Here is a 23,577-nt window from a genome sequence, read left to right as displayed (position 1 = left end):
CCCGGATCTCGACCCCCCACAGACACGGAGGAGATGTCATGACCGAGACCCTGTCCTGCCCCGCGGGCGGCGCGCAGCCGCTGCCGGAGTACCCGATGGAGCGCGCCGCGCAGTGCCCGCTGGCGCCGGCCCCGACCGCGCAGAAGCTGCGCGCGGAGGAGCCGATCACGAAGGTACGGATCTGGAACGGCGGCACACCCTGGCTGATCACCCGCCACGCCGACCAGCGGGCCCTGCTCACCGACCCCCGCGTCAGCGACGACGACCTCGACCCGGGTTTCCCGTACGTGAACGCGCACCGGGCCGAGATCGCGCCGCTGTCGCCGCGGATGATCACGAACACGGACGCGCCGGAGCACACCCGGCTGCGGCGGACCGTCAACGGCCCGTTCGTCATCAAGCGGATCGAGAAGATGCGGGAGCCGATCCAGAAGATCGTCGACGATCTGCTCGACGAGATGCTGGCCGGGCCGAACTCGGCGGACCTGCTCAAGACGTTCGCGCTGCCGGTGCCGTCCCTCGTGATCGCCGAGCTGCTCGGGGTGCCGTACAAGGACCACGACTTCTTCCAGTCCAGCAGCAGCACGGTGCTGGACAGCACGGTGCCGCCGGCGAAGGCGCGCGAGGTCAGCGGCGCGCTGGCGGCGTACCTGGACAAGCTGCTCGAAGAGAAGATGGCGGCCCCCGGCAACGACGTGCTCTCGGAGATGGGCGGGCGCGTCAAGACCGGTGAGATGAGCCGGGTCGAGGCCGTCAACATGGGCGTCGCGATGCTGATCGCCGGCCACGAGACCACCGCCACGATGATCAGCCTGGGCACCCTGGCGCTGCTGCAACACCCCGACCAGCTCGCCCTGCTGCGCGACACCGACGACCCGAAGGTGATCGCGAACGCGGTCGACGAGGTGCTCCGCTACCTGTCGATCGTGCAGACCGGGGTGCGGCGCGTCGCCAAGGAGGACATCGAGATCGGCGGTGTCGTCATCAAGGCGGGCGACGGGATGATCTTCGACCTGCACGCGGCGAACTGGGACCCGGAGGCGTTCCCCGAGGCCGAGCGCCTGGACCTGACCCGTCCGGCGCGCCAGCACCAGGCGTTCGGGTACGGGCCGCACCAGTGCCTCGGACAGAACCTGGCCCGTCTGGAGCTCCAGGTCGTGTACGGCACGCTCTACCGCCGGATCCCCACGCTGCGCCTGGACGCGGAGATCACGGACCTGGAGTTCGACCACACCGGGACGACGTACGGCGTGCACAGCCTGCCGGTCACCTGGTGACGTCCCGCGGCCCTCTCGCCACCCGCACCCTCACTCTCACCCACAGCGACCCCCACAGCCACACCCCCACACCCCCACGAACAAGCAGAGGTGAACGATCATGCGCGTAGAACTGGACGAGCCGAAGTGTGTCGCATCGGGCCAGTGCGTCATGGCCTCCCCCGAGGTCTTCGACCAGCGGGAGGACGACGGCGTCGCGATCCTGCTGGAGGAGCACCCTGACGACGCCCTCCTCGACGGCGTGCGCGAAGCCGTGGCGATCTGCCCGGCAGCGGCCATCCGGCTGGTGGAGCGGTGAAACGGATCGTGGTCGTGGGCGCCTCGGCCGCCGGGCTCGCGGCGGCCGAGACCCTGCGCAGGGAGGGGTACGACGGGGCCCTCACCCTGGTCGGGGCGGAGCCGCACGCCCCGTACGACCGGCCGCCGCTCTCCAAGCAGATCCTCGCCGGGGAGTGGAGCCCCGAGCGCCTGCCGCTGCGCCCGTACGCCGATCTCGAAGCCCTCGGCCTCGATCTGCGGCTGGGCCTGGCGGCGACCGGGCTGGACCCGGCGCACCGTACGGTGCGGCTGGCGGACGGGACGCGGCTGCGGTACGACGGGCTGATCGTGGCCACCGGGGTACGGCCCCGGCGGCTGCCCGGCGCGGGCGCGCATGTGCTGCGCACCCTCGACGACGCCCTCGCGCTGCGGGACCGGCTCGGCCCGGGGCGGCATCTGGCCGTGGTGGGTGCCGGGTTTCTCGGTGCGGAGGCCGCCGCCGTGGCCCGCGGGCTCGGTGCGCGGGTCACCCTGCTGGAACCGGCCCCGGTGCCGCTGGCCCACGCGGTCGGCGAGGAGGTCGGCCGCGTCCTGTCCGGGGCCCACCTCGACCACGGCGTGGACCTGCGCACCGGTGTCGCGGTGCGGGAGATCACCGAGGACGGTGTGCGCCTCGCCGACGGCGGCCTGGTCGCGGCGGACGAGGTCCTGGTCGCCGTCGGGTCGCTGCCCAACACCGACTGGCTGGCGGCGAGCGGGCTGGCCATCGGCGACGGGCTGGTGTGCGACGCGTACTGCGAGGCCGCCCCCGGTGTGTACGGGGCGGGCGACGTGGCCCGCTGGCACAACCCGCTGTTCGGAGTCGACATGCGGATCGAGCACCGTACGCACGCGGCCGAGCAGGGCATGGCCGCCGCCCGCAACCTGCTCCGCCCGGACGCGCGCAAGCCGTTCGCGCCGGTCCCGTACTTCTGGTCGGACCAGTACGACATGAAGATCCAGGCGTACGGATACCTGCGCGGCCACGAGGAGGTCGCCGTCGTGGCCGGGGACCTGGCGGAGCGCCGGTTCGTGGCCGCGTACCGCACCGGGGACCGGGTGACCGGGGCCCTCGCGGTCGGGATGCCGCCGAAGGAGCTCCGGCAGTGGCGTCAGGCCGTCGCGACGGGCGCCTCCTGGGACGGGACCGTGCCGGACGGGGCGTCCGTGCCGGCCGAGGCCGCCTGACCGCCGTTCACAGCTCAACATCCAACACCCAACCCCCAACGCCCGAGGAGAAAGGGGTCGTTCATGCAGGACACGCAGGACACGCAGGACACGCAGGACACGCAGGACCGTACGTACGACGACGCGCGGGACGTGGTGGTGGTCACCGGGGCGGGCGGCATGGGATCGGCCGTCGCGCGGCGGCTCGGCAGCGGGCGGACGCTGATCCTCGCCGACGCCTCGCGGGACCAGCTCGACCGGGCCGTCGACGCGCTGAGCGCCGAAGGGTACGCCGTACGCGGTGTGCCGACCGATGTCTCCGACCGCGCCTCCGTCGAGGAACTGGCGCGGACGGCCGCGGGGGAGGGCCGGCTGACCGCTGTCGTGCACACGGCGGGGGTCGCCGCCGCCACCTCGTCGGCCCGGAAGATCTTCGATGTCGACCTGCTCGGCACGGTCCATGTGATCGACGCGTTCGAGCGGGTGGCCGTCCGCGGCACCTCGCTGGTCTGCGTCTCCAGCATGGCGGGCCACTACGCGTCGCTGAGCCACGAGGACGAGGCCGCCCTCGCGACGGCCCCGGCGGAGGAACTGCTCGCACTGGGCGCGGTCACCGCCGTGGGGGAGGACGCGACGGCCGCGTACATCGTGGCCAAGCGCGCCAACCACGTACGGGTGGAGGCCGCGGCGCTCGCCTGGAACCTGCGCGGAGCCCGGATCAACACGGTCAGCCCGGGGGTCATCTCCACCGCGATGTCGAAGGCGGAGGCCGACTCGGATCCGGAGGGACACATGCTCCGCATGGTCGAGGCGTGCGGTGCGGGCCGTACCGGCACACCCGGGGAGATCGCCGACGCCGTGGCCTTCCTGGCCGGGCCGGAAGCGCTGTACATCACCGGCACCGACCTGCTCGTCGACGGCGGACAGGCCGGCTGGATCCGCTGGCACATGCGGCGCTGAGGAGCCGCGGGCTCCGGCCCGCCGGCTCCTCGGCCGCTCGGTCCTCTGCCGCTCAGTCCTCCGAGAGGGCCGCGCGGGCGCCGCCCGGGGTGACGCGGTCGGTCGTGGCGGCCAGTTCCCTGACCCGGTCGGCGCCGACCGGGACCCCCGGGGCCTCGAAGAACCAGCGCCGTTGCGCCTCCTCGTCCATCCCCTGGGGCCGTGCTGCCATGTACGGCCGTACGTAGCCGGAGGTGCCGGGCTCGCTGCGCCAGCTCTCGGCGAGCGTGCCGATGTCCACCGCGTCGTAGCCGATCAGGTCCAGCAGCTCCGCCACCCGCGCCTTGGCGTCCGCGTCGTCACCGGCGAGGGGCAGGGCGCTGCGGTCGGCGGCTCCGGCGGGCCGGGCGCTGGTGACCAGGCGGCGGAAGTCGATGTTGTTGAACGCCTTGACCACGCGCGAGCCGGACAGGTGCCGCTGCACCATCTCGCTGGAGGTCCGCTCGGCCGCGTCCAGTTCGGCGATGCGGTCGTCGCGCTCCGGGTAGTAGTTCATCGTGTCGATGACGATCCTGCCCGCCAGGTCCGCTGCGGAGAGCCGCGTGTAGGCGTGCAGCGGGATGGTCGCCACCACGAGGTCGCCCGCCCGGGCGGCCTCGGCGGGCGTGGCCGCCCGGGCGTGCCCGCCGAGTTCGGTGACGAGCTCGGTGAGGGTCTCGGGGCCGCGCGAATTGCTCAGTACGACATCCAGTCCGGCCGCGACGGCGAGGCGGGCCAGCCCGCCGCCGATCATGCCGGTGCCGATGAGCCCGAGGGTGCGGAGCGGGGGCCGGATCTGGTTCTCGGACACGATGTCGCATCTCCACTTCGATGATGAATCAAAGGATTGAAAGTGAAACTCGGTGTCACAGTAGATCCTGCGTATCGCTCCTGCAATCTCCATCCGGACCCGGACCCGGACCCGAACCTGGACCTGGACCCGGACCTGGACCCGGACCCGGATCGGCGTCAGCGTCCGATCAGCCGCATCTGATCCTCCTCGTGGTGGTCGCCGGAGGCCGGGGTGAGGTGGTCGAGCTTCCGGATCTGTTCGGCGGTCAGCGTGATGCCGTCGGCCGCGGTGTTCTCCTCGACGCGGGAGACGCGCTTGGTGCCGGGGATGGGGGCGATGTCGTCGCCCTGGGCGAGCAGCCAGGCGAGGGCGATCTGCGCCGGGGTGGCGCCCGCTTCGGCGGCGACGGCCTCGACCTCGTCGACGATGCGCAGGTTGCGCCGGAAGTTCTCGCCGGTGAAGCGCGGGTTGTTCTTCCGCCAGTCGGTGTCGTCGAAGTCGTCGGTGGAGCGGATCCGGCCGGTGAGGAAGCCGTGCCCCAGCGGCGAGTAGGGCACGAAGCCGATCCGCAGTTCGCGCAGCAGCGGCAGCACCTCCGCCTCCGGATCGCGGGTCCACAGCGAGTACTCCGACTGCAGGGCGCTGATCGGGTGGACGGCGTGGGCGCGGGCGATGGTGGCGGCCCCGGCCTCGGAGAGCCCGAGGTGGCGTACCTTGCCCTCGGCGACCAGCTCGGCCATGGCGCCGACGGTCTCCTCGATGGGAGTGTCCGGGTCGACCCGGTGCTGGTAGTACAGGTCGATGCGGTCGGTGCCGAGCCGCTTCAGGGAGCCTTCGACGGCCGTACGGATGTTGGCCGGGCTGCTGTCGAGATGCCCGGGTCCGGAACCCGCGTGCGAGACGAAGCCGAACTTCGTCGCCAGGACGACCTGGTCACGGCGGCCCTTGAGGGCCCGTCCGACGAGTTCCTCGTTGACGTACGGTCCGTAGATCTCGGCGGTGTCGATGAAGGTGACGCCCAGGTCGAGCGCCCGGTGGATGGTGCGGATCGACTCGGCGTCGTCCGTGCCCGCTCCGGTGTAGCCGAAGGACATCGACATCGCGCCCAGGCCGATACGGGAGACGTCCAGGTCTCCCAGCTTGACGTGGATCATGATGGTCGCTCCGTTTCTCGATCGGGTGCGCGTGGTGGCCCGCGCGCGCTCATGCGGGCTTACGCGAGCTGTGCTCATGCGGGCTCACGCGTGCCGTGCTCACGCCGGCTTACGTGAGCCGTGCTCACGCCGGCTCACGCGTGCCCGCGTTCCTATTCAGCCTCGCCGTCACGCGCGCCGCGCGGCAGAGCGTGCCGTACCGGGGAACGGTGTTCAGGGGCGCGACAGGGCCCCTCACGGCTCTGCCACGCGGCTCACCGGCGCCGCCACACTGAAAGGCATGACACGTGGGCAGCACGGCGGCGGCACCGGCACGGGCACGGGCACCGGCGCAGGCACGGGCGGTACGGAGCTGGGCCGTTTCCTGCGTGCCCGCCGGGCCCGGGTGACCCCCGCCGAGGCCGGTCTCGGCACCACAGGCCCCGGGCGGCGCCGTACGCCCGGACTGCGCCGCGAGGAGCTGGCCACGCTCTCCGGGATCAGTGTCGACCACTACACGCGTCTGGAGCGCGGCAGGGAAACCCGCCCCGGCCCGTCCGTCGTCGACGCCCTCGCCCGCGCGCTCCTGCTCGACACGGAGGAGCACGAACACCTGCGGGACCTGGCCGCCCTCGCCGCCAGGACCGCGCCGGAACCCGCGGCCGCGCCCGGCCGATCGGTGCGGCCCGGCGTCGGAGTGCTCCTGGAGAGCCTGCGGCCCGGCCCCGCGCACGTGGTCAGCCGTACCGGCGACCTGCTCGCCCACAACCCGGGCGGACTACGGCTGTTCGCCGGGCTGGGGGACTGGCCGGCCACCCGGCGCAACCTCGCGCGGTACGTCTTCCTCCACCCCGCGGCCCGCGACCTCTTCGCCGACCGGGACGGTCAGTTGCGCGGCTGCGTCGCCCGGCTCCGGGCGCTGGCCGCCACCGACCGGGACGCCCCCGACCTCGCCCGGCTCGCCGGTGAACTCCTTCTCAAGAGCCCGGAGTTCGCCCGCCTGTGGGAACGCCGCGACGTGCGGAGCAGCGGCCACGGCCGCACGGCCTTCCACCACCCCGACGTCGGCGACCTCACCCTCGGCCACCAGTCCCTGCTGCTGGAGGGCACCCCCGGCCACCGTCTGATCGCCTACTACGCCGAGCCCGGTACCGCCGAGCACGACGCGATCGTCCTTCTCGACATGGCCGCGCACGAGCCGGAAGCACCCCGGACCGGCCGCCCGCCCCAGCACTGAGGCGGGCGTCGTAGGGCCGTCGGGTCAGCCGGCGGGGCGTCCGCGTCGTGCGACCGCCGTACGGCCGACCGTCGCCGCGAGCTTGCGCAGCCGCCGCCAGTCCAGGGGCGGCTTCACCGCCGGGACGCCCGGCCGGTTCCTCGGGACCCGTACGCGCAGGGCGCCGGGCTCGATGCGGCACTGTACGGGCGTGGGCAGGACCAGCGCCTCCCCGTCGACGCCGACCTCGATCTCCGCCCGGTCGGCGTCCACCGTCACCGCGTCGGCCGTCAGGACCGTGAGCCCGGCCGACTGCCGGCCGCGCAGCAGCCCGGCCGCCTCCGCCGCGCTGTCGACCCGTACACCGAGCAACCCGAGCGCCCCCGAGTCCAGCCGCTCGCGGAAGCCCAGACCGGCCGGATCCTCCGTGCGGTACGGGTTGTTGCTCACCAGCAGGGCCTGCGGGCCGGTCACGGTGACCGGCGTTCCGTCCGTGGCGGTGGCGGTGGCCGTCAGCAGCGGGCCGCGCTCGTGGGTCAGCAGCTCGGGCAGCAGCTCAAGGGTGGTGCGTACCTTGTCGTCGCGGTAGGCGGGGCTCTGCACGACCGCCGCGTACGCCCCGAAGGACGCGTTGTTGACGAAGGGGTGCCCGCCCGCGTAGCCGAGGTCGACGTGGAGTTCGACGCCGTCGGTCAGCGCGTCCAGGCAGGCCGCCGGGTCCTCCCGGTCGAGCCCCAGGTCCATCGCGAAGTGGTTGCGGGTCCCGGAGGAGATCACCAGGAACGGCAGCCCCCGCTCCGCCGCCACGGCCGCCACCAGGGCCTGCGTGCCGTCGCCGCCCGCCACGCCCAGCAGATCGGCCCCGTCGTCGGCGGCCGAACGGGCGAGGGCGGCCACGTCCTGATGACGGCCCGTGTCGAGCAGCAGGACGCGCGCGCCGAGGCGCTCCGCCTTCTCCCGCAGCCCGAACCTGCCGACCTTTCCGCCGCCGGAGCGCGGGTTCATGATGAGGAAGGGACGCCGGGGCGGCGCCGTCTCGTGCTCCGTCATGGCCGGGGCGGGCGTGGCGCCCGTACTGCTGAGCGCGGTACGGCCCGTCCAGACGGCCAGCGCCCACAGCGCCGCGGAGACCAGGACCAGCCACAGCAGGTTCGCCGCGTCGAAGAACCCGAGGACGGTGACCGGCGTCGCCACGGCCAGCGCCACGGCCCCCGCCCGGGCGACCCCGCGGCGGGTCAGGACCCACCAGACGGCCGCGGCGGTGAGCGCCGTCCCGCCCACGATCACGCCGACCAGCACCACACTGGCGGCGCCCGCGTACCCGAGCGGCAGCAGCACGGCCACCCCGGCGGAGGCCAGCGAGACCCGTGCCGACCAGCGCTGCGCGGCATGGGCGCGCTCGCCGAATTCCACAACCACCGCTTCTCCCACCGATCACGCGGCCCGGTGCCCGATCGGCCCGGCGGCCTTTCACGTGATCACATTCGCCCGACAGCGCGACATCGTAGGGCCGGCGACCGTCCCGTGGCCATCCGCCCGCGCGCCGCGCGCCCCTGCTTGCGCCGGCGCCTCAGGACCGGGTCACCCGTACTGCCTCAGGGGCGGGTCCGTACCGCCTCGGGGGCGGGTCCGTACCGCCTCGGGACCGGATCACCGGAACCGCCTCAGGACCGGGTCACCCGCACCCTGAAGTGCTCGTTCGGCTCCTCCGACAGCACCGAGATCAGGATCCCGTTGTCGCGGTCCTCGAAGGACTGCCCCGGCCGGTACGGCGCGTCCGACAGCTCCGCGTGGACGTTCGGCCGCCGCGTGCAGCCGCCGCTGTTCTCCCTGCTGTCCGCGATCGTGACCGGACCGCGCCCCGTGTCGACGGCGGCGTCCACGCGGTAGACCAGCACGCCCGGCTCGCAGACCGCCTCGTCGTTGCCGGACCGCGTCCGCACCTCCACGGCGTACCCCGACTCCGCGGAGATCGGCACGAAGGCCATCTTCGGCCCGCCCGATGTCGCCAGCGGACCGAGCAGATGGTCCGTGCTGCCGCGCTCCGACGCGCAGCCGATCTGCTCGTCGTCGAGCCAGCCCAGCTTCCACTTGTGCCAGCCCAGCAGATCGTTGTTGGCGCCCCAGTCCTCGGACATGATGTCCCAGTGCCCGACCGAGCCGCCGCCGTCCACCGTGTAGAGGTCGGGGAGGCCGAAGACATGCCCGTTCTCGTGCGGCAGGACCCGGTAGCCGGTGTCGCCGTACGAGCCGGAGCCGTCGTCCTGACGGCTGTAGACGAAAGACGTGTTGGCGAGCGGTACGCCGTCCGCCTTCGGGGCGTCCGCGTTGCCCGAGAAGGTGACGGACAGGACGGTGTCCAGTGCCGAAGGGCCGGCGTTGGGCGTCACCAGGATGTTGACCAGGTCGTACCCGGCGAAGTTCACCCGGTCGTCGGCGGCGGCCACGATGTCGGCGACCAGCCGCCGGTAGCCGGGCTCGTACGGCGCGCCGCGCTCTATCCCGTACTCCGCGAACGGCAGCGGCATCCGCAGCCAGTCCTTGACCGGCGCCTCGGGACGGTAGTCGAGGCGCCCGTACGAACTGGTTCTGAACCACTCCGACGTCTTCGGGAAGAATTCGGCGAGCCGGTCGAGCGCCTTCCCGGGGCCTGGCGCGTCCGAGAAGTCGATCATGAGGTTGAGGGCGCGGATCCGGCCGGTCGAGCGGGCGTAGCCGGGCGGTGTGGGCAGCCCCTCCGACATCGCCACGGCCGTGGCGGCGGAGATACGGCACGGCCCGCGGCTCATGTCCTTGACCGCGCCGGGCCCCGCGTGGCCGGCGACGGGGAGGGTGCCGCTCGCGCTGGTCAGGGCGGCGAGGGTGAGCGCCGCGAGACCGGCGAGAGCGCCGAGACGGCGGGCGCCGGGTCCGGGTATGAGAAGCCTCTGCCGCATGCGGCCGCCTTCCTTCTCGGCAGCCGACCGTCCTGACTGCCCTCCGTCAGATCACCCTCCGACGGTGGGCGTGTCGGCGCTCGCTGGGTGCGCCGATCGGGTATGGACCCCCATGAACTCCGGGCTGTGGCTCAGGTCACACCGATGGGTGAAATAACCGGGGACGAGTTCCCCGTTTGCATCTACGTCCCCGGATGGCCGGGGCACACAGACCGAACGACCACGAAATGGGGAGGGGCGCCACGTGACCGCCACCGCCACCGCCGCTGTCGCATCCGGCACCGCCATGGGCGCGGCGGCCGGGGGTACGGCCACGGCCGCCCCTTCCGCCGCCGCGGGCCGGGAGGCGCGCCGCGCCCCCCGGCCGCGCGCGGACGCCCTGCGCAACCGGGAGCGGATCGTGGCGGCGGCCCGTGAGGTGTACGTGGAGTACGGCTCCGAGGCGCCGCTGGACGAGATCGCCCGCCGGGCCGGCATCGGCAACGCCACGCTCTACCGGCACTTCGCCGACCGGCATGCCCTCGTGCACGAGGTCGTCCTCGCCGTCATGGCCAAGGTCGCCGACCAGGCGGAGCGGATCGCAGCCGAGGAGGCCGACGCGTTCACCGCGCTGCGCCGCTTCACCCACACGGCGGCCGACGAGCGGATCGGCGCGCTCTGCCCGATGCTCTCCGAGGCGTTCGACCGGAACCGTCCCGATCTGGAGGCCGCGCGCCGTCGCCTCGAAGGCGCCGTCGAGGGGCTGATGGAGCGGGCCCGGCAGGCGGGACGGCTGCGCCCGGACGTCGAGTCCGGCGATCTCATGGTCGCGCTGTCCCAGCTCACCCGGCCGCTGCCCGACAGTCGCTGTCTCGCCATGGACCGGTTCGTGCACCGGCACCTCCAGCTCTTCCTGGACGGACTGGAGAACCCCGCCCGGTCCGAACTGCCCGGCTCGGCCGCGACCCTGGAGGATCTGCGCCGCGCCGCTCCGTGACGCGCCCTTGAACCAAGAACCGGAACAGGCCTCAAGCAGGAGCAGGCCCGAAGCGAAGTACGTCCTGAATCCCTGACCGACCCGAACCAGCCCAGCCTTGCCAGACGCGCAGACGCGTACGCACGCACCCGCGCAGGCACGTACGCACGTACGCAGCTCGGCCGACGAGCCGACGCGTTGCTGAACCAAGGCCCATCCACGACCACCGGCAGCCAGGCCCGCCAGCGGGCCACGCGCTGCCCGCGACGGCTTCACGCCGCCGTCATCACCCCGCAATGACTTCGTAAGTCCGGCAGCGTCGCCTGTACTTACGTACGTTTCGCCCTTTCTGCATCCTTAGGTGGATACCTCCATGTCAAAAGCAGCTGAAAAGCGGCTTCCCGCCCCAGGTGCCCCAGGTGCCGCAGGTACCGCAGGTGCCCCAGGCACCCCCGGCGCCCCCGAGGCCTCGTCGGCCCCCGATCCGGGGCGCTGGAAGGCGCTCGTCTTCATCGCGCTGGCCCAGCTCATGGTCGTGCTCGACGCGACCATCGTGAACATCGCGCTGCCCTCCGCCCAGCAGGACCTGGGGATATCGGACGGCAACAAGCAGTGGGTCATCACCGCCTACGCCCTCGCCTTCGGCGGTCTGCTGCTCTTCGGCGGCCGCATCGCCGACCTGTGGGGCCGTAAGCGCACCTTCGTCACCGGCCTGATCGGCTTCGCCGCCGCGTCCGCCATCGGCGGTGCCGCGAGCGGCGAGGCGATGCTGCTCGGCGCCCGCGCGCTGCAGGGCGCCTTCGGCGCGCTCCTCGCCCCCGCCGCGCTCTCGCTGCTCGCGGTGACCTTCAGCGACGCCAAGGAGCGCGCCAAGGCGTTCGGCATCTTCGGTGCGATCGCCGGTGGCGGTGGCGCCGTCGGGCTGATCCTCGGCGGGTTCCTCACCGAGTACCTGGACTGGAGGTGGACGTTCTTCGTCAACATCCCGTTCGCGGTGGTGGCCGCGCTCGGCGCGTACTTCGTGATCCGCGAGCCCGCGGCGGGCCGTAACCGCTCCGCGCTCGACATCCCCGGCGTCGTGCTCTCGACACTGGGCCTGGTCTCACTGGTGTACGGCTTCACGCGCGCCGAGTCCGACGGCTGGAGCCACCCCGTCACCGTCACGCTCTTCGTGGCGGCGGCCGTCCTGCTCGTCCTCTTCACGGTCGTCGAGTCGAGGGTCAAGGCCCCGCTGCTGCCGCTGCGCGTCGTCACCAACCGCAACCGCGCCGGTGTCTACCTCTCGCTGGGCCTGGCCATCATCGCGATGTTCGGCCTGTTCCTCTTCCTGACGTACTACCTCCAGGTGGTGCAGGGGTACTCACCGGTCAGGACCGGCTTCGCCTTCCTCCCGATGATCGCGGGCATGATCACGGGCTCGACCCAGATCGGCGCCCGGCTGATGACCCGGGTCCCGCCGCGCTACCTGATGGGCCCCGGCTTCCTGGTCGCGGCGGTCGGCATGCTGCTGCTGACGCGGCTCGACCTCGGTTCCTCGTACGCGGGTGTGATCCTGCCCGGCCAGCTCCTGCTGGGCCTGGGCATGGGTACGGCGTTCATGCCGGCCATGTCGCTCGCGACGTTCGGCATCGAACCGCGTGACGCGGGCGTCGCCTCCGCGATGGTCAACACCTCGCAGCAGGTGGGCGGCGCGATCGGGACGGCCCTGCTGAACACGATCGCGGCCTCGGCCACGACCTCGTACCTCGCCTCGCACGCGGCCACCGCGGGCGGCGACGCGCAGCTGCTCCAGATGCGTGCCCTGGTGGCCGGGTTCTCCAGCGCCATCTGGTGGGCGGTCGGCATCCTCACCGTCGCGGCGGCGATCGCGATCACCCTCATCAACACCGGTCGCCCCGGCGCCTCCGCGGGCGCCCCGGGCGCGGGCGGTACGCAGGGCGCGGAGGCGGACGAGGTGCAGCTCCCGGTCGCGATGCACTGACCGCGCCGCCTGCCCCGCGCGAAAGGCGAAACGGCCGGGACGACGACGGATCTCCCCTGGCGCCGCCGCTCTCAGGAGTCAGCGGCGCCAGGGCAGATCCGCGCCCGTCCCCTCGGGCTGCAGCCCCTCCGCCATCACCTGCATGATCTCGCCGAGCTGACCGACCTGTTCCGGGGTGAGCCGGTCGAAGATCGCCTGGCGTACGGCGGCGACATGGCCCGGCGCCGACCGCTTCAGCATCTCGAAACCCTGGTCCGTGAGGTACGCGTTCTGCCCCCGCTTGTCGGAGGGGCACTCCTCGCGCCGCACCCAGCCGTTCTCCTCCAGCCGCGCGATCGCGTGGGAGAGCCGTGAGCGGGTGATTTTGGCCTCCATGGCGAGCTGCGTCATCCGCAGCCGGCGGCGCGGCGCCGACGAGAGTTTGACGAGGAGCCCGTAGTAGACGTGCGGCATCCCCGCGTCACGCTGGAGCTGACGGTCGAGGTGGTCCTCCAGCAGCGTCGTCGCATGCACGTAGTTCAACCAGACGCGCTGCTCCTCGTCACTGAGCCAGCGCGTCTCCTCCACCCGGTGCTCAGCCTCGCCGGTTACTTCGCCTGGGCCGGCTCCTGTGCCGGTGGGTGCCATGGTCATGTATTCCACTGTACTCATTCTTGAAAGTTAAACTAGATCTGGTTAAGCTGCTAAGAAATGAATGCTTGAGCTTTCAAATTTTGGGCCCGCGTGACCCATGACCCGGGAGTCGCCATGAACGCCGTCGCGGAGCGGATGCCCGCCCTCTACCTCTCCCACGGGGCCCCGCCCCTGGCCGACGACCCGGTCTGGCCGGGGGAACTGGCGGCCTGGTCGGCGGCGCTGCCCCGCCCCAAGGCCGTCCTGATGGTCTCGGCGCACTGGGAGGAGGCCCCGCTCGCGCTGGGCGCCACGGAATCCGTACCGCTGGTGTACGACTTCTGGGGCTTCCCCGAGCACTACTACCAGGTGCGTTACGACGCCCCCGGCGCCCCGGGGCTCGCGGACTCCGTGCGGAAGCTGCTGAGCGGCGCCGGTACGCCCGTCCAGGACGTGCCGGACCGCGGGCTGGACCACGGTGCGTACGTACCGCTGGTCGAGATGTTCCCCGAGGCGGACATCCCCGTGCTGCAGATCTCCCTGCCGACGCTCGACCCGCGCAAGCTGCTGGACATCGGCCGCAAGCTGGCCCCGCTGCGCGACGAGGGCGTCCTGATCGTCGGCAGCGGCTTCTTCACCCACAACCTCGCGGCACTGCGCCACCAGGGCGGCGTACCCGGCTGGTCCGCGGAGTTCGACGACTGGGGTACGCGGGCGCTCCAGGCGCAGGACATCGACGCCCTGCTCGACTTCGAGCACAAGGCCCCGGCCGGCCGCCTGGCCCATCCCCGTACCGAGCACTTCGCCCCGCTGTTCGTGACGCTCGGGGCCGCGGAGCACGAGCTGGGCACCGGCAGGAGCGTCATCGACGGCTTCTGGATGGGGCTGGCGAAGAGGTCGCTCCAGTTCGGCTGAGCGCCGGCGGGGGCACGGGAGGGGCGCCTGCCGCGCACGGGTGGGGTGCCCGTCGGGCGCCGGCTCGGCGACCGCTGAGCAACCAAAGTCGCATGCGGGTCGTCTTCAAGAAGTGAGCGGAGCTGCTGAAGCCGCCGGTGGCGCAACCTCGTGAGCGCGGTCGGCGTCAGCTTCGGTAACTGTCCTGACCTGCGCTTCTCTGTCCATCGGAGGGGCCGGGCCAGCCGGTCGACGGCACAGGGTACTGCATGATCACAAAATCCATGCACGCCATGGGAATTCTGTCCGGATTCCAGTCGTTGTTTCCAACGGATGCAGGGCACCCGGAAGGGTGTCGCGACCTACTCAGTTCAGTAAGGGAGCTCGCATGGCAACCCGTGCCGTCGCCCGTCGTTCCGCCTCCAGCGGGGCGAAAGCGGCAAGCAGTGTTCGCGCCGTAGGCGGGGAGATCGCCGACCGCGACCTGGTCGGCATGTACCTCGACGAGATCGCGCGTACGCCGCTGCTCGACGCAGCAAAGGAAGTCGAGCTGTCCCAGACCATCGAGGCCGGAGTCTACGCCCGGCAGATCCTCGACGGAGAGGTGGAGAGCGAGGCGGGCGGTGCCTCACGCGAGGAGCTGGAGGCGCTCGTCGCCGAGAGCGAGCGCGCGAAGGACGTCTTCATACGCTCGAACCTCCGCCTGGTGGTGGCTGTCGCGCGCCGTTACCCGCGCAGCGGTCTGCCGCTGCTGGATCTCATCCAGGAGGGCAACGCGGGCCTGGTCCGCGCGGTCGAGAAGTTCGACTACGCCAAGGGCTTCAAGTTCTCGACGTACGCGACCTGGTGGATCCGCCAGGCCATCACCCGCTCCATAGCCGACCAGTCGCGCACGATCCGGCTCCCCGTTCACCTCGTGGAGGAGCTCGGCAGGATCCGCCGCGTGCAGCGGGAGTTCAACCGGGAGCACGGCCGCGACCCGGAGCCCACGGAGGTCGCCGCCGAGCTGGACTCGAACCCGGCGCGCGTCATCGATGTCCTGGACTGGGCCCGTGACCCGGTCAGCCTGAACATGTCGGTGGACGACGACGGGGACACGCAGTTCGGTGATCTGCTGGAGGACACCTCCGCGGTCTCGCCCGAGCAGTCCGTGCTCACGCTGCTGCGCAGCGAGGAGCTGGAGGATCTGATCGGCAAGCTCGACCAGCGCACCGCCTCGATCATCAAGATGCGGTACGGCATCGAGGACGGCCGCGAGCGCACGCTGACCGAGGTCGGCAAGCAGCACGGCCTGACCCGCGAGCGGATTCGCCAGATCGAGAAGCACGCGCTGCTGGAGCTGAAAAAGATGGCGCGGGACACCGGCTTCGACGCGGCGGCGTGACGTCGAGGCGTCATGGCCGTAGTGTCCCCTTTACCCGCACTCGTTCTCCGAGCGGTACGGGACGGCCGACGCGTCGGCCCCAGAGACGAGCCCCGGCACCAACCCCCCCCAGGTGCCGGGGCTCCCTTCTGCCCCGGCACCGGGCGTAGCCAGGGGGTCCCCCCTGGCTGAGTGGCCGTCCTGAGCGGTCGTCGGTGCTAGGCGGTCGTCGGCGCGGAGACCTCGGATGCCGCAGAGGCCGCGGAGGCGGCGGAGGCCCGGGTCAGCCGGGCCCCCAGCTCCCGCAGATACCCGGTGAGCTGGGCCGGGGCGTGCGCGGTGAACTCGCAGTCCACCAGAGCCAGGCGCAGCGCCAGCCACTCCAGTGAGTCGCCGACGGTCGTACGCAGCCGGCAGGTGTCCGGCCCGGTGGACTCGGGTGCGCCGAGGTGCGCCGGCAGCCGGGCCGCCACGAACTCGACGGGTGCCCGGAAGGTGACGTCCACGTCCACCTGGGGCTGCATCCGTGACATGGACCGGACCAGGAACTGTGCGGCGTCCCCCGTCGGCAGCTCGCGGGGGGAGAACCGGGCACCGGTGGCGAACGGCGCGCTGACCCGGTCGACCCGGAACGTACGCCAGTCGTCGCGCTCCAGGTCGTACGCGACGAGATACCAGCGCCTGCCGGTCGAGACCAGCCGGTACGGCTCGACCTGCCGCTTCGTCTCGGTGCCGTCCCCGGAGCGGTAGCCGAAGCGCAGCCGCTCGGTGCCGGCGACGGCGCCGGCCATCACCGTGAGCGTGTCGGGGTCGATGGTCGTGCCGTCCCCGCGGGTGAGCGGCATCGTCGCCGTCTGGAGGGTGGAGACACGGTGCCGGAGCCGGGACGGCAGCACCTGCTCCAGCTTGGCCAGGGCGCGTACGGACGCCTCGTCGACGCCCTCGATGGCGTGGCCCGCCCCGGCCCGCAGGCCGACGGCGATGGCCACGGCCTCCTCGTCGTCGAGGAGCAGCGGAGGCATGGCCGCACCGGCGACGAGGCGGTAGCCGCCGACCGCCCCCATCGTGGCCTCGACGGGGTATCCGAGGGTGCGGAGCCGGTCGATGTCGCGGCGGATGGTGCGCGCGCTGACGTCGAGCCGCTCGGCCAGTTCGCTGCCCGGCCACTCGCGCGGGGTCTGGAGGAGGGAGAGCAGCCTCAGGAGCCGTGCCGGGGTGTCGGTCATGCGTCCATGGTGCGCGTCATCTAGGACATGTTCCGACCTGGATGCTCCCTAATTTGTGGCGCATGAGTTCACCCACCACATCCCCGACATCCCCGGCAGCGCCATCTCCCACCCCCTCTCCTGCCCCGTCGTCCGCCGCTCTCGAAGCGCCCTCAGGGCGGGCTCCGGAGGCCGGTGACCGGCGTCGCTGGCTGGCCCTGGCGGTGGTCATGACGGCCGCCTTCATGGACCTGGTCGATGTCACCATCGTCAACATCGCCATTCCGAGCATCGAGCGGGACCTCGGCGCGACGTTCGGGGCGATCCAGTGGATCACCGCCGGGTACGCGCTCGCCTTCGCCGCCGGGCTGATCACCGGTGGCCGACTCGGTGACATATACGGCCGCAAGCGGCTCTTCCTGATCGGTATCAGCGGATTCACGGTGGCCTCCGCGCTCTGCGGCTTCGCGGTCAGCCCGGAGATGCTGGTCGGCTCGCGGCTGCTCCAGGGCGCCATGGCCGCGATGATGGTGCCCCAGGTGCTGGCGATCATCCATGTCACCTTCCCCGCCCACGAGCGCGGCAAGGTCTTCGGGCTGTTCGGGGCGATCGTCGGCCTCGGCGCGGTCTCGGGCCCGCTGCTCGGCGCGCTGCTCACCCAGTGGAACCTTCTCGGTCTGGAATGGCGCCCGATCTTCCTCATCAATCTGCCGGTCGGCGTGGCCGGAGTGCTGCTCGGCCGGCGGTTCATCGTCGAGTCCAAAGCGCCCAAGGCGCTCCGGCTCGACCTGGTGGGCGTGGTGCTGGTGACGGTCGCGCTGCTGATGCTGGTCTATCCCCTCACCCGCGGCCGCGAGCTGGGCTGGCCGCTGTGGGGTCATGTCTGCATGGCCGGCAGTCTCGGCGTGCTGGCGGTGCTGGTGGCGTACGAGCGGAGGAAGGCCCGCAAGGACGGGTCGCCGCTGATTGAACTGTCCCTGTTCCGGGTGAAGAGCTTCGCCGCGGGCGTCGCGGTCCAGCTCACCTTCGGGGTCGCGCTGGGCATCTTCTTCCTGGTCTGGACGCTGTACATGCAGATCGGTCTCGGCTGGAGCCCGCTGCACGCGGGGCTCACGGGGGTGCCGTTCTCCCTCGCCGTATCGGTCGCGGCCGGTGTCTCCGTGCAGAAGCTGGTCCCGCGCTTCGGGCGCGGGGTCCTCCAGGCGGGCGCGCTGACGATGATCGCGGGGCTGCTGCTCTACATCGGCGCGGCCGGACGGTACGGCCTGGAGATCCGCTCCTGGCAGATGGCGCTGCCCCTGGTGGTGATGGGCGCGGGCATGGGACTGATCGTCGCCCCGCTGACGGACGCGGTGCTCTCGGGCGTCCCGCGCGAACACTCGGGATCCGCGTCCGGCCTGATCAACACCACCCAGCAGATGGGCAACGCGCTGGGGCTCGGACTGGTGTCGGTGGTGTTCTTCGGAGTGGTCGACGACCGGCCGGCGAGCGCGATGAACGAGGCCTTCGCCGATGGCTTCCAGCACGCGCTGTGGTGGGTGGTGGCCGTGCTCGCGGTCATCTTCACCATGATGTTCGCGCTTCCGCCGAAGCCGACCGTCGAGCCGACCGCCGAGCCGACCGCCGAAACGAGCACGGAAGCGGCAACCGGTGTGGGTACCGACGCGGAATGACTGATCGTGTCCGTTGTTCGTCCGAATCTGTTTACTTTCCAGAAATGTGGGCGTAGCGTGTCGCCGAAACCACAGGTTCGGGCACGGAACGGACGTAAACCCACATGTACGCACCGGAGCGTCAGCAGGAGATCCTGCGCCTTGCCCGCGAGGGCGGACGCGTCGACGTGCTGTCGCTTGCCGAGCAGTTCCAGGTCACGGCGGAGACCGTACGGCGTGACCTGAAGGCACTCGACCGGGCCGGTCTCGTCCGCCGCGTGCACGGCGGGGCCATACCGGCCGGGCGGATGGACTTCGAGCCCGACCTCGCGGAGCGCGAGTCCACCGCCGCCGACGAGAAGGACCGCATCGCGCACGCGGCGCTCGCGGAACTGCCGCAGGACGGCAGCGTGATCCTGGACGCCGGATCGACCGTCGCCCGGCTCGTGGCCGAGCTGCCGCTGGAGTGCGGGCTCACCGTCGTGACCCACTCCCTCCCCGTCGCCGCCCGCCTCGCCGACCACCCGGGGATCTACCTCCACCTGGTCGGCGGGCGGGTCCGGCACCGCACCCGCGCCGCCGTCGACGCCTGGGCGCTGCGGGCCTACGGGGAGATCCGCGCCGATGTCGTCTTCCTCGGCGCGAACGGTTTCTCCCCCGAAGGCGGTCTCACCACCCCCGACCTCGCCGAAGCCGCCGTGAAGCGCGCGGTCATCGGCGCGGCGCGGCGCGTGGTGCTCCTCGCCGACTCGGCCAAACACGGCCAGGAGCACTTCGCGCGCTTCGGCACGCTCGCCGATGTCGACCTGCTCATCACCGACAGCGGGCTCAGCGCTTCGGATGTCGCGGCCATCGAGGCCGCCGGCACCGAAGTGCTGTGTGTTTAGGAGAACGCCGCATGATCCTCACCGTCACCCCCAACCCGAGCCTGGACCGTACGTACGAGGTCCCGGCCCTCGACCGTGGCGAGGTGCTGCGGGCCACCGCCGAGCGCATGGACCCCGGCGGCAAGGGCGTCAACGTCTCCCGCGCCGTCGCGGCGGCCGGCCGTCGTACGGTCGCCGTGCTGCCCCTCGGGGGCGCCCCGGGGGCGCTGGTAGCGGAGCTGCTGGCCGGGCAGGGGATAGAGGTCGCGCCGGTGCCGGTCGCGGGGGCGACCCGCTCCAACATCGCGCTCGCCGAGCCCGACGGCACCCTGACCAAGATCAACGCACCGGGGCCCGAGCTGACCGCGGAGGAGTCGGAGTCACTGCTCGCCGTGGTGCGCACGCAGATCCGCACCCACTCCGCCGCCGCGGCCTGGATCGCCTGCTGCGGCAGCCTGCCACGCGGACTGGCCCCCGAGTGGTACGCGGAACTGGTCGCCGGCGCCCACCACGCGGGGGCGAGGATCGCGCTCGACACCTCGGGCCCCTCGCTGCTGGCCGCGCTGCGCGAGCGGCCGGACGTCGTCAAGCCGAACGCCGAAGAACTGGCCCAGGCCGTCGGCCGCCCCCTCGCGACCGTCGGTGACGCCGTCAAGGCCGCGGAGGAGCTGCGCACGTACGGTGCCGCCGCCGTCCTCGCCAGCCTCGGCGCGGACGGCCAGCTCCTGGTCTCCGGGGCGGGGACGTACTTCGGCTCCGCCACGGTCACCACCGTCCGCAGTAACGTCGGTGCGGGCGACGCCTCGCTCGCCGGGTTCCTGGCGGCGGGCGGCGAAGGCCCGGAGGCGCTCGCGTCGGCCGTCGCGCACGGCGCGGCGGCGGTACAGCTCCCGGGCAGCGTCATGCCGGCGCCCGGGGACCTGGACCCGGCGGCGGTCACGGTGACCGCCGACATCCCGCTCGACCGCCTCCTCAGGGAGCCCGCCTCATGACCCCCTTGCCGTCCCCAGCCCCTTTTCCTCTTTCCGTTGTTCCCCTCCCCGTCCCCCTTCTGGACCTGACCCGCGCGATAAGCGAGCAAAGGAGCCCGCGATGAGCGACATGATCACCGCGGACCTGGTCGACCTCGACCTGGCCGCCGAGACCAAGGAAGCAGCGGCCCGCTCGCTGGCCGAGCGGATGGTGACCCTGGGCCGGGTCACCGACCTGGACGGCTTCCTGGCCGACGTGGCCGCCCGCGAGGCGCAGATGCCGACCGGTCTCGACGGCGGCATCGGCATCCCGCACTGCCGCAGCGCCCATGTCGCCGAACCGACGCTGGCCTTCGGCCGGTCGGCGCGGGGCATCGACTTCGGCGCCCCCGACGGCCCCGCCGACCTGATCTTCCTGATCGCGGCCCCGGCCGGCGCCGACGACGCGCACCTCACGATCCTCTCCGCCCTGGCCCGCCGCCTGATGAACGAGGAGTTCACCACGGCGCTCCGCTCGGCGACGGACGCGACGGCGACCGCCGCGCTGATCCGCGGCGAGAAGCCCACGCCGGCCAACCCCGAGGCCGCCGCTGCCCCCGAGGCTCCCGCCCCCGCCCCCGAGCCGGCCCCCGCCCCCGAGCCGGCCCCCGCCCCCGAGCCGGCCAAGGCCCCGGAGACAGCCTCCGAGAAGGCACCGGGAGGGGCACCGGGAGCGCAGGCCCAGCCGGCCACCCCGGCAGCCACCCCGGCAGCCGCCCCGGCCGCTCCCCAGGTCTTCCGGATCGTCGCCGTCACCTCCTGCCCCACCGGTATCGCACACACCTACATGGCCGCCGAGGCCCTGGAAAAGGCCGGACAGCAGACCGGCGTCGAACTCGTCGTCGAACCGCAGGGATCCTCCGGCTTCAACCGGCTCGACCCGGCCGTCATCGCCGCCGCCGACGGCGTGATCTTCGCGCACGACGTGCCCGTACGGGAGAAGGAACGCTTCGCCGGGAAGCCGACGGTCGACGTCGGCGTCAAGGCGGGCATCAACCGCCCCGCCGAGCTCATCGCCGAGGTACGCGGCAAGGCCGAACGCGGCGAGATCAGCGACGCCGCGGGCGCCCACAGCTCACCCGTGGACGACGCGGGAGAGCCCGGCGAGGGGTACGGCACCAAGCTGCGCAAGTGGCTGATGTCGGGTGTCAGCTACATGGTCCCGTTCGTCGCGGCGGGCGGTCTCCTCATCGCCCTCGGCTTCGCCATCGGCGGCTACACCGTCAACAAGGCCCCTTCCGTCGCCGAGCACTTCGTCTGGACGGAGAGCATGAGCTGGGCCGCTCTGCTCTTCCAGATCGGCGGCCTGGCCTTCGGCTTCCTGGTGCCCGTCCTCGCGGGCTACATCGCGTACGGGATGGCCGACCGCCCAGGTCTCGTGCCCGGCTTCGTGGGCGGCTCCATCGCCCTCACCATCAACGCGGGCTTCCTCGGCGGCCTCGCCGCCGGTCTGATCGCCGGTGGCGTGGTGATGGCCATCCAGCGGGTCAAGGTGCCCGCCCCGCTGCGCGGCATCATGCCGGTCGTCGTGATCCCCCTGATCTCCTCCGCGGTCGTCGGATTCCTGATGTTCCTGGTGGTCGGCAAGCCGATCGCCTCGCTCCAGGAAGCCCTGTCCAGCTGGCTCTCCGGCCTCTCCGGGGCCAACGCGATCATCCTGGGCGTCATCCTCGGCCTGATGATGTGCTTCGACCTGGGCGGCCCGCTCAACAAGGTCGCCTACGCCTTCGCCGTCGGCGGTCTCGCCAACCCCAACGAGGGCAGCCTGAAGGTCATGGCCGCCGTGATGGCAGCCGGCATGGTCCCGCCGCTGGCCATGGCGCTCGCCACGACCGTACGCGGCAAGCTGTTCACCCGTACCGAACGCGAGAACGGCAAGGCCGCCTGGGTGCTCGGTGCCTCCTTCATCACCGAGGGCGCGATTCCGTTCGCCGCGGCCGACCCGCTGCGGGTGATCCCGTCCGCGATGGCCGGCGGCGCGGTGACCGGCGCGCTCTCGATGCTCTTCGAGTGCACGCTGCGGGCCCCGCACGGCGGCGTCTTCGTGATCCCGCTGATCGGCAATCCGTTCCTCTACCTGATCGCGATCGCGGCGGGTACGGCCGTCACCGCCGGACTGGTCACCCTGCTCAAGGGAGCACGGAAGACCGGCCGTCCGGACCAGGCCGCCGGGGCCGGAGCCGACGGAGCGAGCGGCGCCGGAGCGGAGGCCAAGGTGCCCGTGGGCGTCTGAGCCCACCGGCCGGTCCCGCCCCGGTGCCCATCCCGGGAGGTCGTACGGTCCGTCCACCCCTGGCGGCCGTACGACCTTCCTCCCGGCCCGGTCCGCTCAGCCCCGGCCTGCCCTCACAGAACCCGCGCGCGGAGCTCCATGGCTTCGCGCGCCGTCTCTTCGGCCCCGTACACCTCACACATGTGCCGGCCGTCCGGCGTCGCCGTGTGCTCCACCTCCCACAGACTCATCTCGGTGCCGTCGATCAGCAGGAACGCGTGCTCGTAGAGCATGAACCCCGCGTCCTTCCCCTCGACTTGGCACTGCCGGCCGAAGACCTGCGTGATGTGATGCGCGAACGCCGTCTTCAACAGCAGCTTGGTCTCCTCACCCGGGCAGTCCATGTTCTCCGCCCGGCGGAGCACTCTGCGGGCGTGGTCCGGGGAGTTGTCGGGTGAGTACAGCCGGTGCCGCGGCGCGGACGCCGGGGCGGGCAGCGCGCGCAGTCCGCGGATCAACGCGAGATGAGCGTCGATCTCCGCCGTGCGCTCCGACTCCAGCTCCGCGAGCAGATCCGTCGCGAGATCGTCCATGGCCGTCTCACGACTTCGGGGTTCCTCCTCCCGGAGTTCGTCGTCCAGGCATCCTCGTTCTCCCCAGTACGCCTCGTCGTCCTCCTGGTGCGGGTCGGCCGACGAGAGCCGCGGTGCCTCCGGACTGCCCGGACGGCACAGCCGCGCCGCGGCGAGCTGGGCCTCGGACTCGTCCCCGTACAGCTCATGCAGCCGCGCGCCGTCCCGGCCGGTGTTGTGCACCAGCTCCCAAAGGCTGAGCGCGCTGCCGTCGTTGAGCAGATAGGTGTGCCGGTACGTCTCGCGGTGCAGCCCCGCACTGTGGTGCGCGGAACACAGCGAGCTGGCGTGCGCCAGCGCACGGTCGAGTCGATCGACCAATGCGTCAGGCAGGTCGAAGGAGTTGAGTGCCCGACCCAGGAGTCGCTCGAGGTGCGTCTCGGTTGTCTCGTAGGGAT

The 23,577-nt window shown here is 72.1% G+C and carries 20 protein-coding genes; 13 read left to right on the top strand and 7 right to left on the bottom strand.

Annotation, left to right across the window (positions count from 1 at the left end):
* Positions 1 to 38 precede the first annotated feature (38 nt).
* The 4 genes from ACFXKG_RS00790 (at position 39) to ACFXKG_RS00775 (ending at position 3,701) form a co-directional block, all read left to right on the top strand.
* A complete protein-coding gene (locus ACFXKG_RS00790) occupies positions 39 to 1,277 on the top strand; it encodes a cytochrome P450 (RefSeq protein WP_384830136.1) in 1,239 nt (412 codons plus the stop codon).
* Between the two features lie 100 nt (positions 1,278 to 1,377).
* On the top strand, positions 1,378 to 1,575 hold the full coding sequence (locus tag ACFXKG_RS00785; RefSeq protein WP_365813916.1) for a ferredoxin: 198 nt from the start codon (positions 1,378 to 1,380) through the stop codon (positions 1,573 to 1,575).
* Positions 1,572 to 2,762 (top strand): NAD(P)/FAD-dependent oxidoreductase, encoded by a 1,191-nt coding sequence (locus ACFXKG_RS00780; RefSeq protein WP_384830133.1) that lies wholly within the window; start codon positions 1,572 to 1,574, stop codon positions 2,760 to 2,762. Before ACFXKG_RS00785 ends, ACFXKG_RS00780 begins: the two co-directional genes overlap by 4 nt.
* 63 nt (positions 2,763 to 2,825) lie before the next feature.
* Positions 2,826 to 3,701: an SDR family oxidoreductase gene (locus tag ACFXKG_RS00775; RefSeq protein WP_384830130.1), complete on the top strand. Its 876-nt coding sequence runs from the start codon at positions 2,826 to 2,828 to the stop codon at positions 3,699 to 3,701.
* Between the two features lie 52 nt (positions 3,702 to 3,753).
* Here ACFXKG_RS00775 and ACFXKG_RS00770 read toward each other — a convergent pair whose 3' ends face one another.
* Positions 3,754 to 4,530, bottom strand: coding sequence for an NADPH-dependent F420 reductase (locus tag ACFXKG_RS00770; protein ID WP_384830127.1), 777 nt, complete (start codon positions 4,528 to 4,530; stop codon positions 3,754 to 3,756).
* A gap of 158 nt (positions 4,531 to 4,688) precedes the next feature.
* A complete protein-coding gene (locus tag ACFXKG_RS00765; protein WP_384830124.1) occupies positions 4,689 to 5,666 on the bottom strand; it encodes an aldo/keto reductase in 978 nt (325 codons plus the stop codon).
* 280 nt (positions 5,667 to 5,946) lie between these two features.
* Between ACFXKG_RS00765 and ACFXKG_RS00760 the strand changes: the two genes are divergently transcribed.
* Positions 5,947 to 6,882 carry a helix-turn-helix transcriptional regulator gene (locus ACFXKG_RS00760; RefSeq protein ID WP_384830121.1) on the top strand — a complete coding sequence of 312 codons (936 nt, stop codon included), beginning with the start codon at positions 5,947 to 5,949 and terminating at the stop codon, positions 6,880 to 6,882.
* 24 nt (positions 6,883 to 6,906) lie between these two features.
* Here the strand turns inward: ACFXKG_RS00760 and ACFXKG_RS00755 are convergent, their stop codons facing one another.
* Positions 6,907 to 8,280, bottom strand: coding sequence for a diacylglycerol/lipid kinase family protein (locus ACFXKG_RS00755; protein WP_384830119.1), 1,374 nt, complete (start codon positions 8,278 to 8,280; stop codon positions 6,907 to 6,909).
* A gap of 245 nt (positions 8,281 to 8,525) precedes the next feature.
* Positions 8,526 to 9,797, bottom strand: a complete 1,272-nt coding sequence (locus ACFXKG_RS00750; protein ID WP_384830116.1) for a M6 family metalloprotease domain-containing protein — start codon at positions 9,795 to 9,797, stop codon at positions 8,526 to 8,528.
* Between the two features lie 286 nt (positions 9,798 to 10,083).
* Here ACFXKG_RS00750 and ACFXKG_RS00745 point away from each other — a divergent pair, with 286 nt between their 5' ends.
* Positions 10,084 to 10,773 carry a TetR/AcrR family transcriptional regulator gene (locus ACFXKG_RS00745; RefSeq protein WP_384831702.1) on the top strand — a complete coding sequence of 230 codons (690 nt, stop codon included), beginning with the start codon at positions 10,084 to 10,086 and terminating at the stop codon, positions 10,771 to 10,773.
* A 352-nt stretch (positions 10,774 to 11,125) separates the two neighbouring features.
* Positions 11,126 to 12,733 carry an MFS transporter gene (locus ACFXKG_RS00740; protein ID WP_384830113.1) on the top strand — a complete coding sequence of 536 codons (1,608 nt, stop codon included), beginning with the start codon at positions 11,126 to 11,128 and terminating at the stop codon, positions 12,731 to 12,733.
* A gap of 78 nt (positions 12,734 to 12,811) precedes the next feature.
* On the opposite strand, the gene ACFXKG_RS00735 is transcribed toward ACFXKG_RS00740, so the two are convergent.
* Entirely contained in the window at positions 12,812 to 13,375 is a 564-nt protein-coding gene (locus ACFXKG_RS00735) for a MarR family winged helix-turn-helix transcriptional regulator (RefSeq protein ID WP_384831699.1), read from the bottom strand.
* Between the two features lie 105 nt (positions 13,376 to 13,480).
* Between ACFXKG_RS00735 and ACFXKG_RS00730 the strand changes: the two genes are divergently transcribed.
* Together ACFXKG_RS00730 and ACFXKG_RS00725 are read left to right on the top strand one after the other, a co-directional pair.
* Positions 13,481 to 14,260, top strand: coding sequence for a dioxygenase (locus ACFXKG_RS00730; RefSeq protein WP_384830111.1), 780 nt, complete (start codon positions 13,481 to 13,483; stop codon positions 14,258 to 14,260).
* Between the two features lie 367 nt (positions 14,261 to 14,627).
* A complete protein-coding gene (locus ACFXKG_RS00725; protein WP_365813926.1) occupies positions 14,628 to 15,623 on the top strand; it encodes a sigma-70 family RNA polymerase sigma factor in 996 nt (331 codons plus the stop codon).
* 197 nt (positions 15,624 to 15,820) lie between these two features.
* On the opposite strand, the gene ACFXKG_RS00720 is transcribed toward ACFXKG_RS00725, so the two are convergent.
* Positions 15,821 to 16,828 (bottom strand): helix-turn-helix transcriptional regulator, encoded by a 1,008-nt coding sequence (locus ACFXKG_RS00720; protein ID WP_384830107.1) that lies wholly within the window; start codon positions 16,826 to 16,828, stop codon positions 15,821 to 15,823.
* A gap of 62 nt (positions 16,829 to 16,890) precedes the next feature.
* On the opposite strand from ACFXKG_RS00720, the gene ACFXKG_RS00715 reads away from it, so the two are divergent.
* The 4 genes from ACFXKG_RS00715 (at position 16,891) to ACFXKG_RS00700 (ending at position 22,568) form a co-directional block, all read left to right on the top strand.
* Positions 16,891 to 18,480, top strand: a complete 1,590-nt coding sequence (locus ACFXKG_RS00715; RefSeq protein WP_384830104.1) for an MFS transporter — start codon at positions 16,891 to 16,893, stop codon at positions 18,478 to 18,480.
* Positions 18,481 to 18,584: 104 nt separating this feature from the next.
* Positions 18,585 to 19,346 carry a DeoR/GlpR family DNA-binding transcription regulator gene (locus tag ACFXKG_RS00710; protein WP_384830101.1) on the top strand — a complete coding sequence of 254 codons (762 nt, stop codon included), beginning with the start codon at positions 18,585 to 18,587 and terminating at the stop codon, positions 19,344 to 19,346.
* 11 nt (positions 19,347 to 19,357) lie between these two features.
* Positions 19,358 to 20,317 carry a 1-phosphofructokinase gene (pfkB, locus tag ACFXKG_RS00705; RefSeq protein ID WP_384830098.1) on the top strand — a complete coding sequence of 320 codons (960 nt, stop codon included), beginning with the start codon at positions 19,358 to 19,360 and terminating at the stop codon, positions 20,315 to 20,317.
* A gap of 100 nt (positions 20,318 to 20,417) precedes the next feature.
* On the top strand, positions 20,418 to 22,568 hold the full coding sequence (locus ACFXKG_RS00700) for a fructose-specific PTS transporter subunit EIIC (protein ID WP_384830095.1): 2,151 nt from the start codon (positions 20,418 to 20,420) through the stop codon (positions 22,566 to 22,568).
* A 113-nt stretch (positions 22,569 to 22,681) separates the two neighbouring features.
* Here the strand turns inward: ACFXKG_RS00700 and ACFXKG_RS00695 are convergent, their stop codons facing one another.
* Positions 22,682 to 23,539: a DUF6227 family protein gene (locus ACFXKG_RS00695; protein WP_384831696.1), complete on the bottom strand. Its 858-nt coding sequence runs from the start codon at positions 23,537 to 23,539 to the stop codon at positions 22,682 to 22,684.
* Positions 23,540 to 23,577 lie beyond the last annotated feature (38 nt).

The sequence above is a fragment of the Streptomyces sp. NPDC059255 genome (genome assembly GCF_042752355.1).
Taxonomy (GTDB): domain Bacteria; phylum Actinomycetota; class Actinomycetes; order Streptomycetales; family Streptomycetaceae; genus Streptomyces.
Note: the sequence above shows the minus strand (reverse complement) of the source record. Positions and strands in the feature narration are given on the sequence as shown.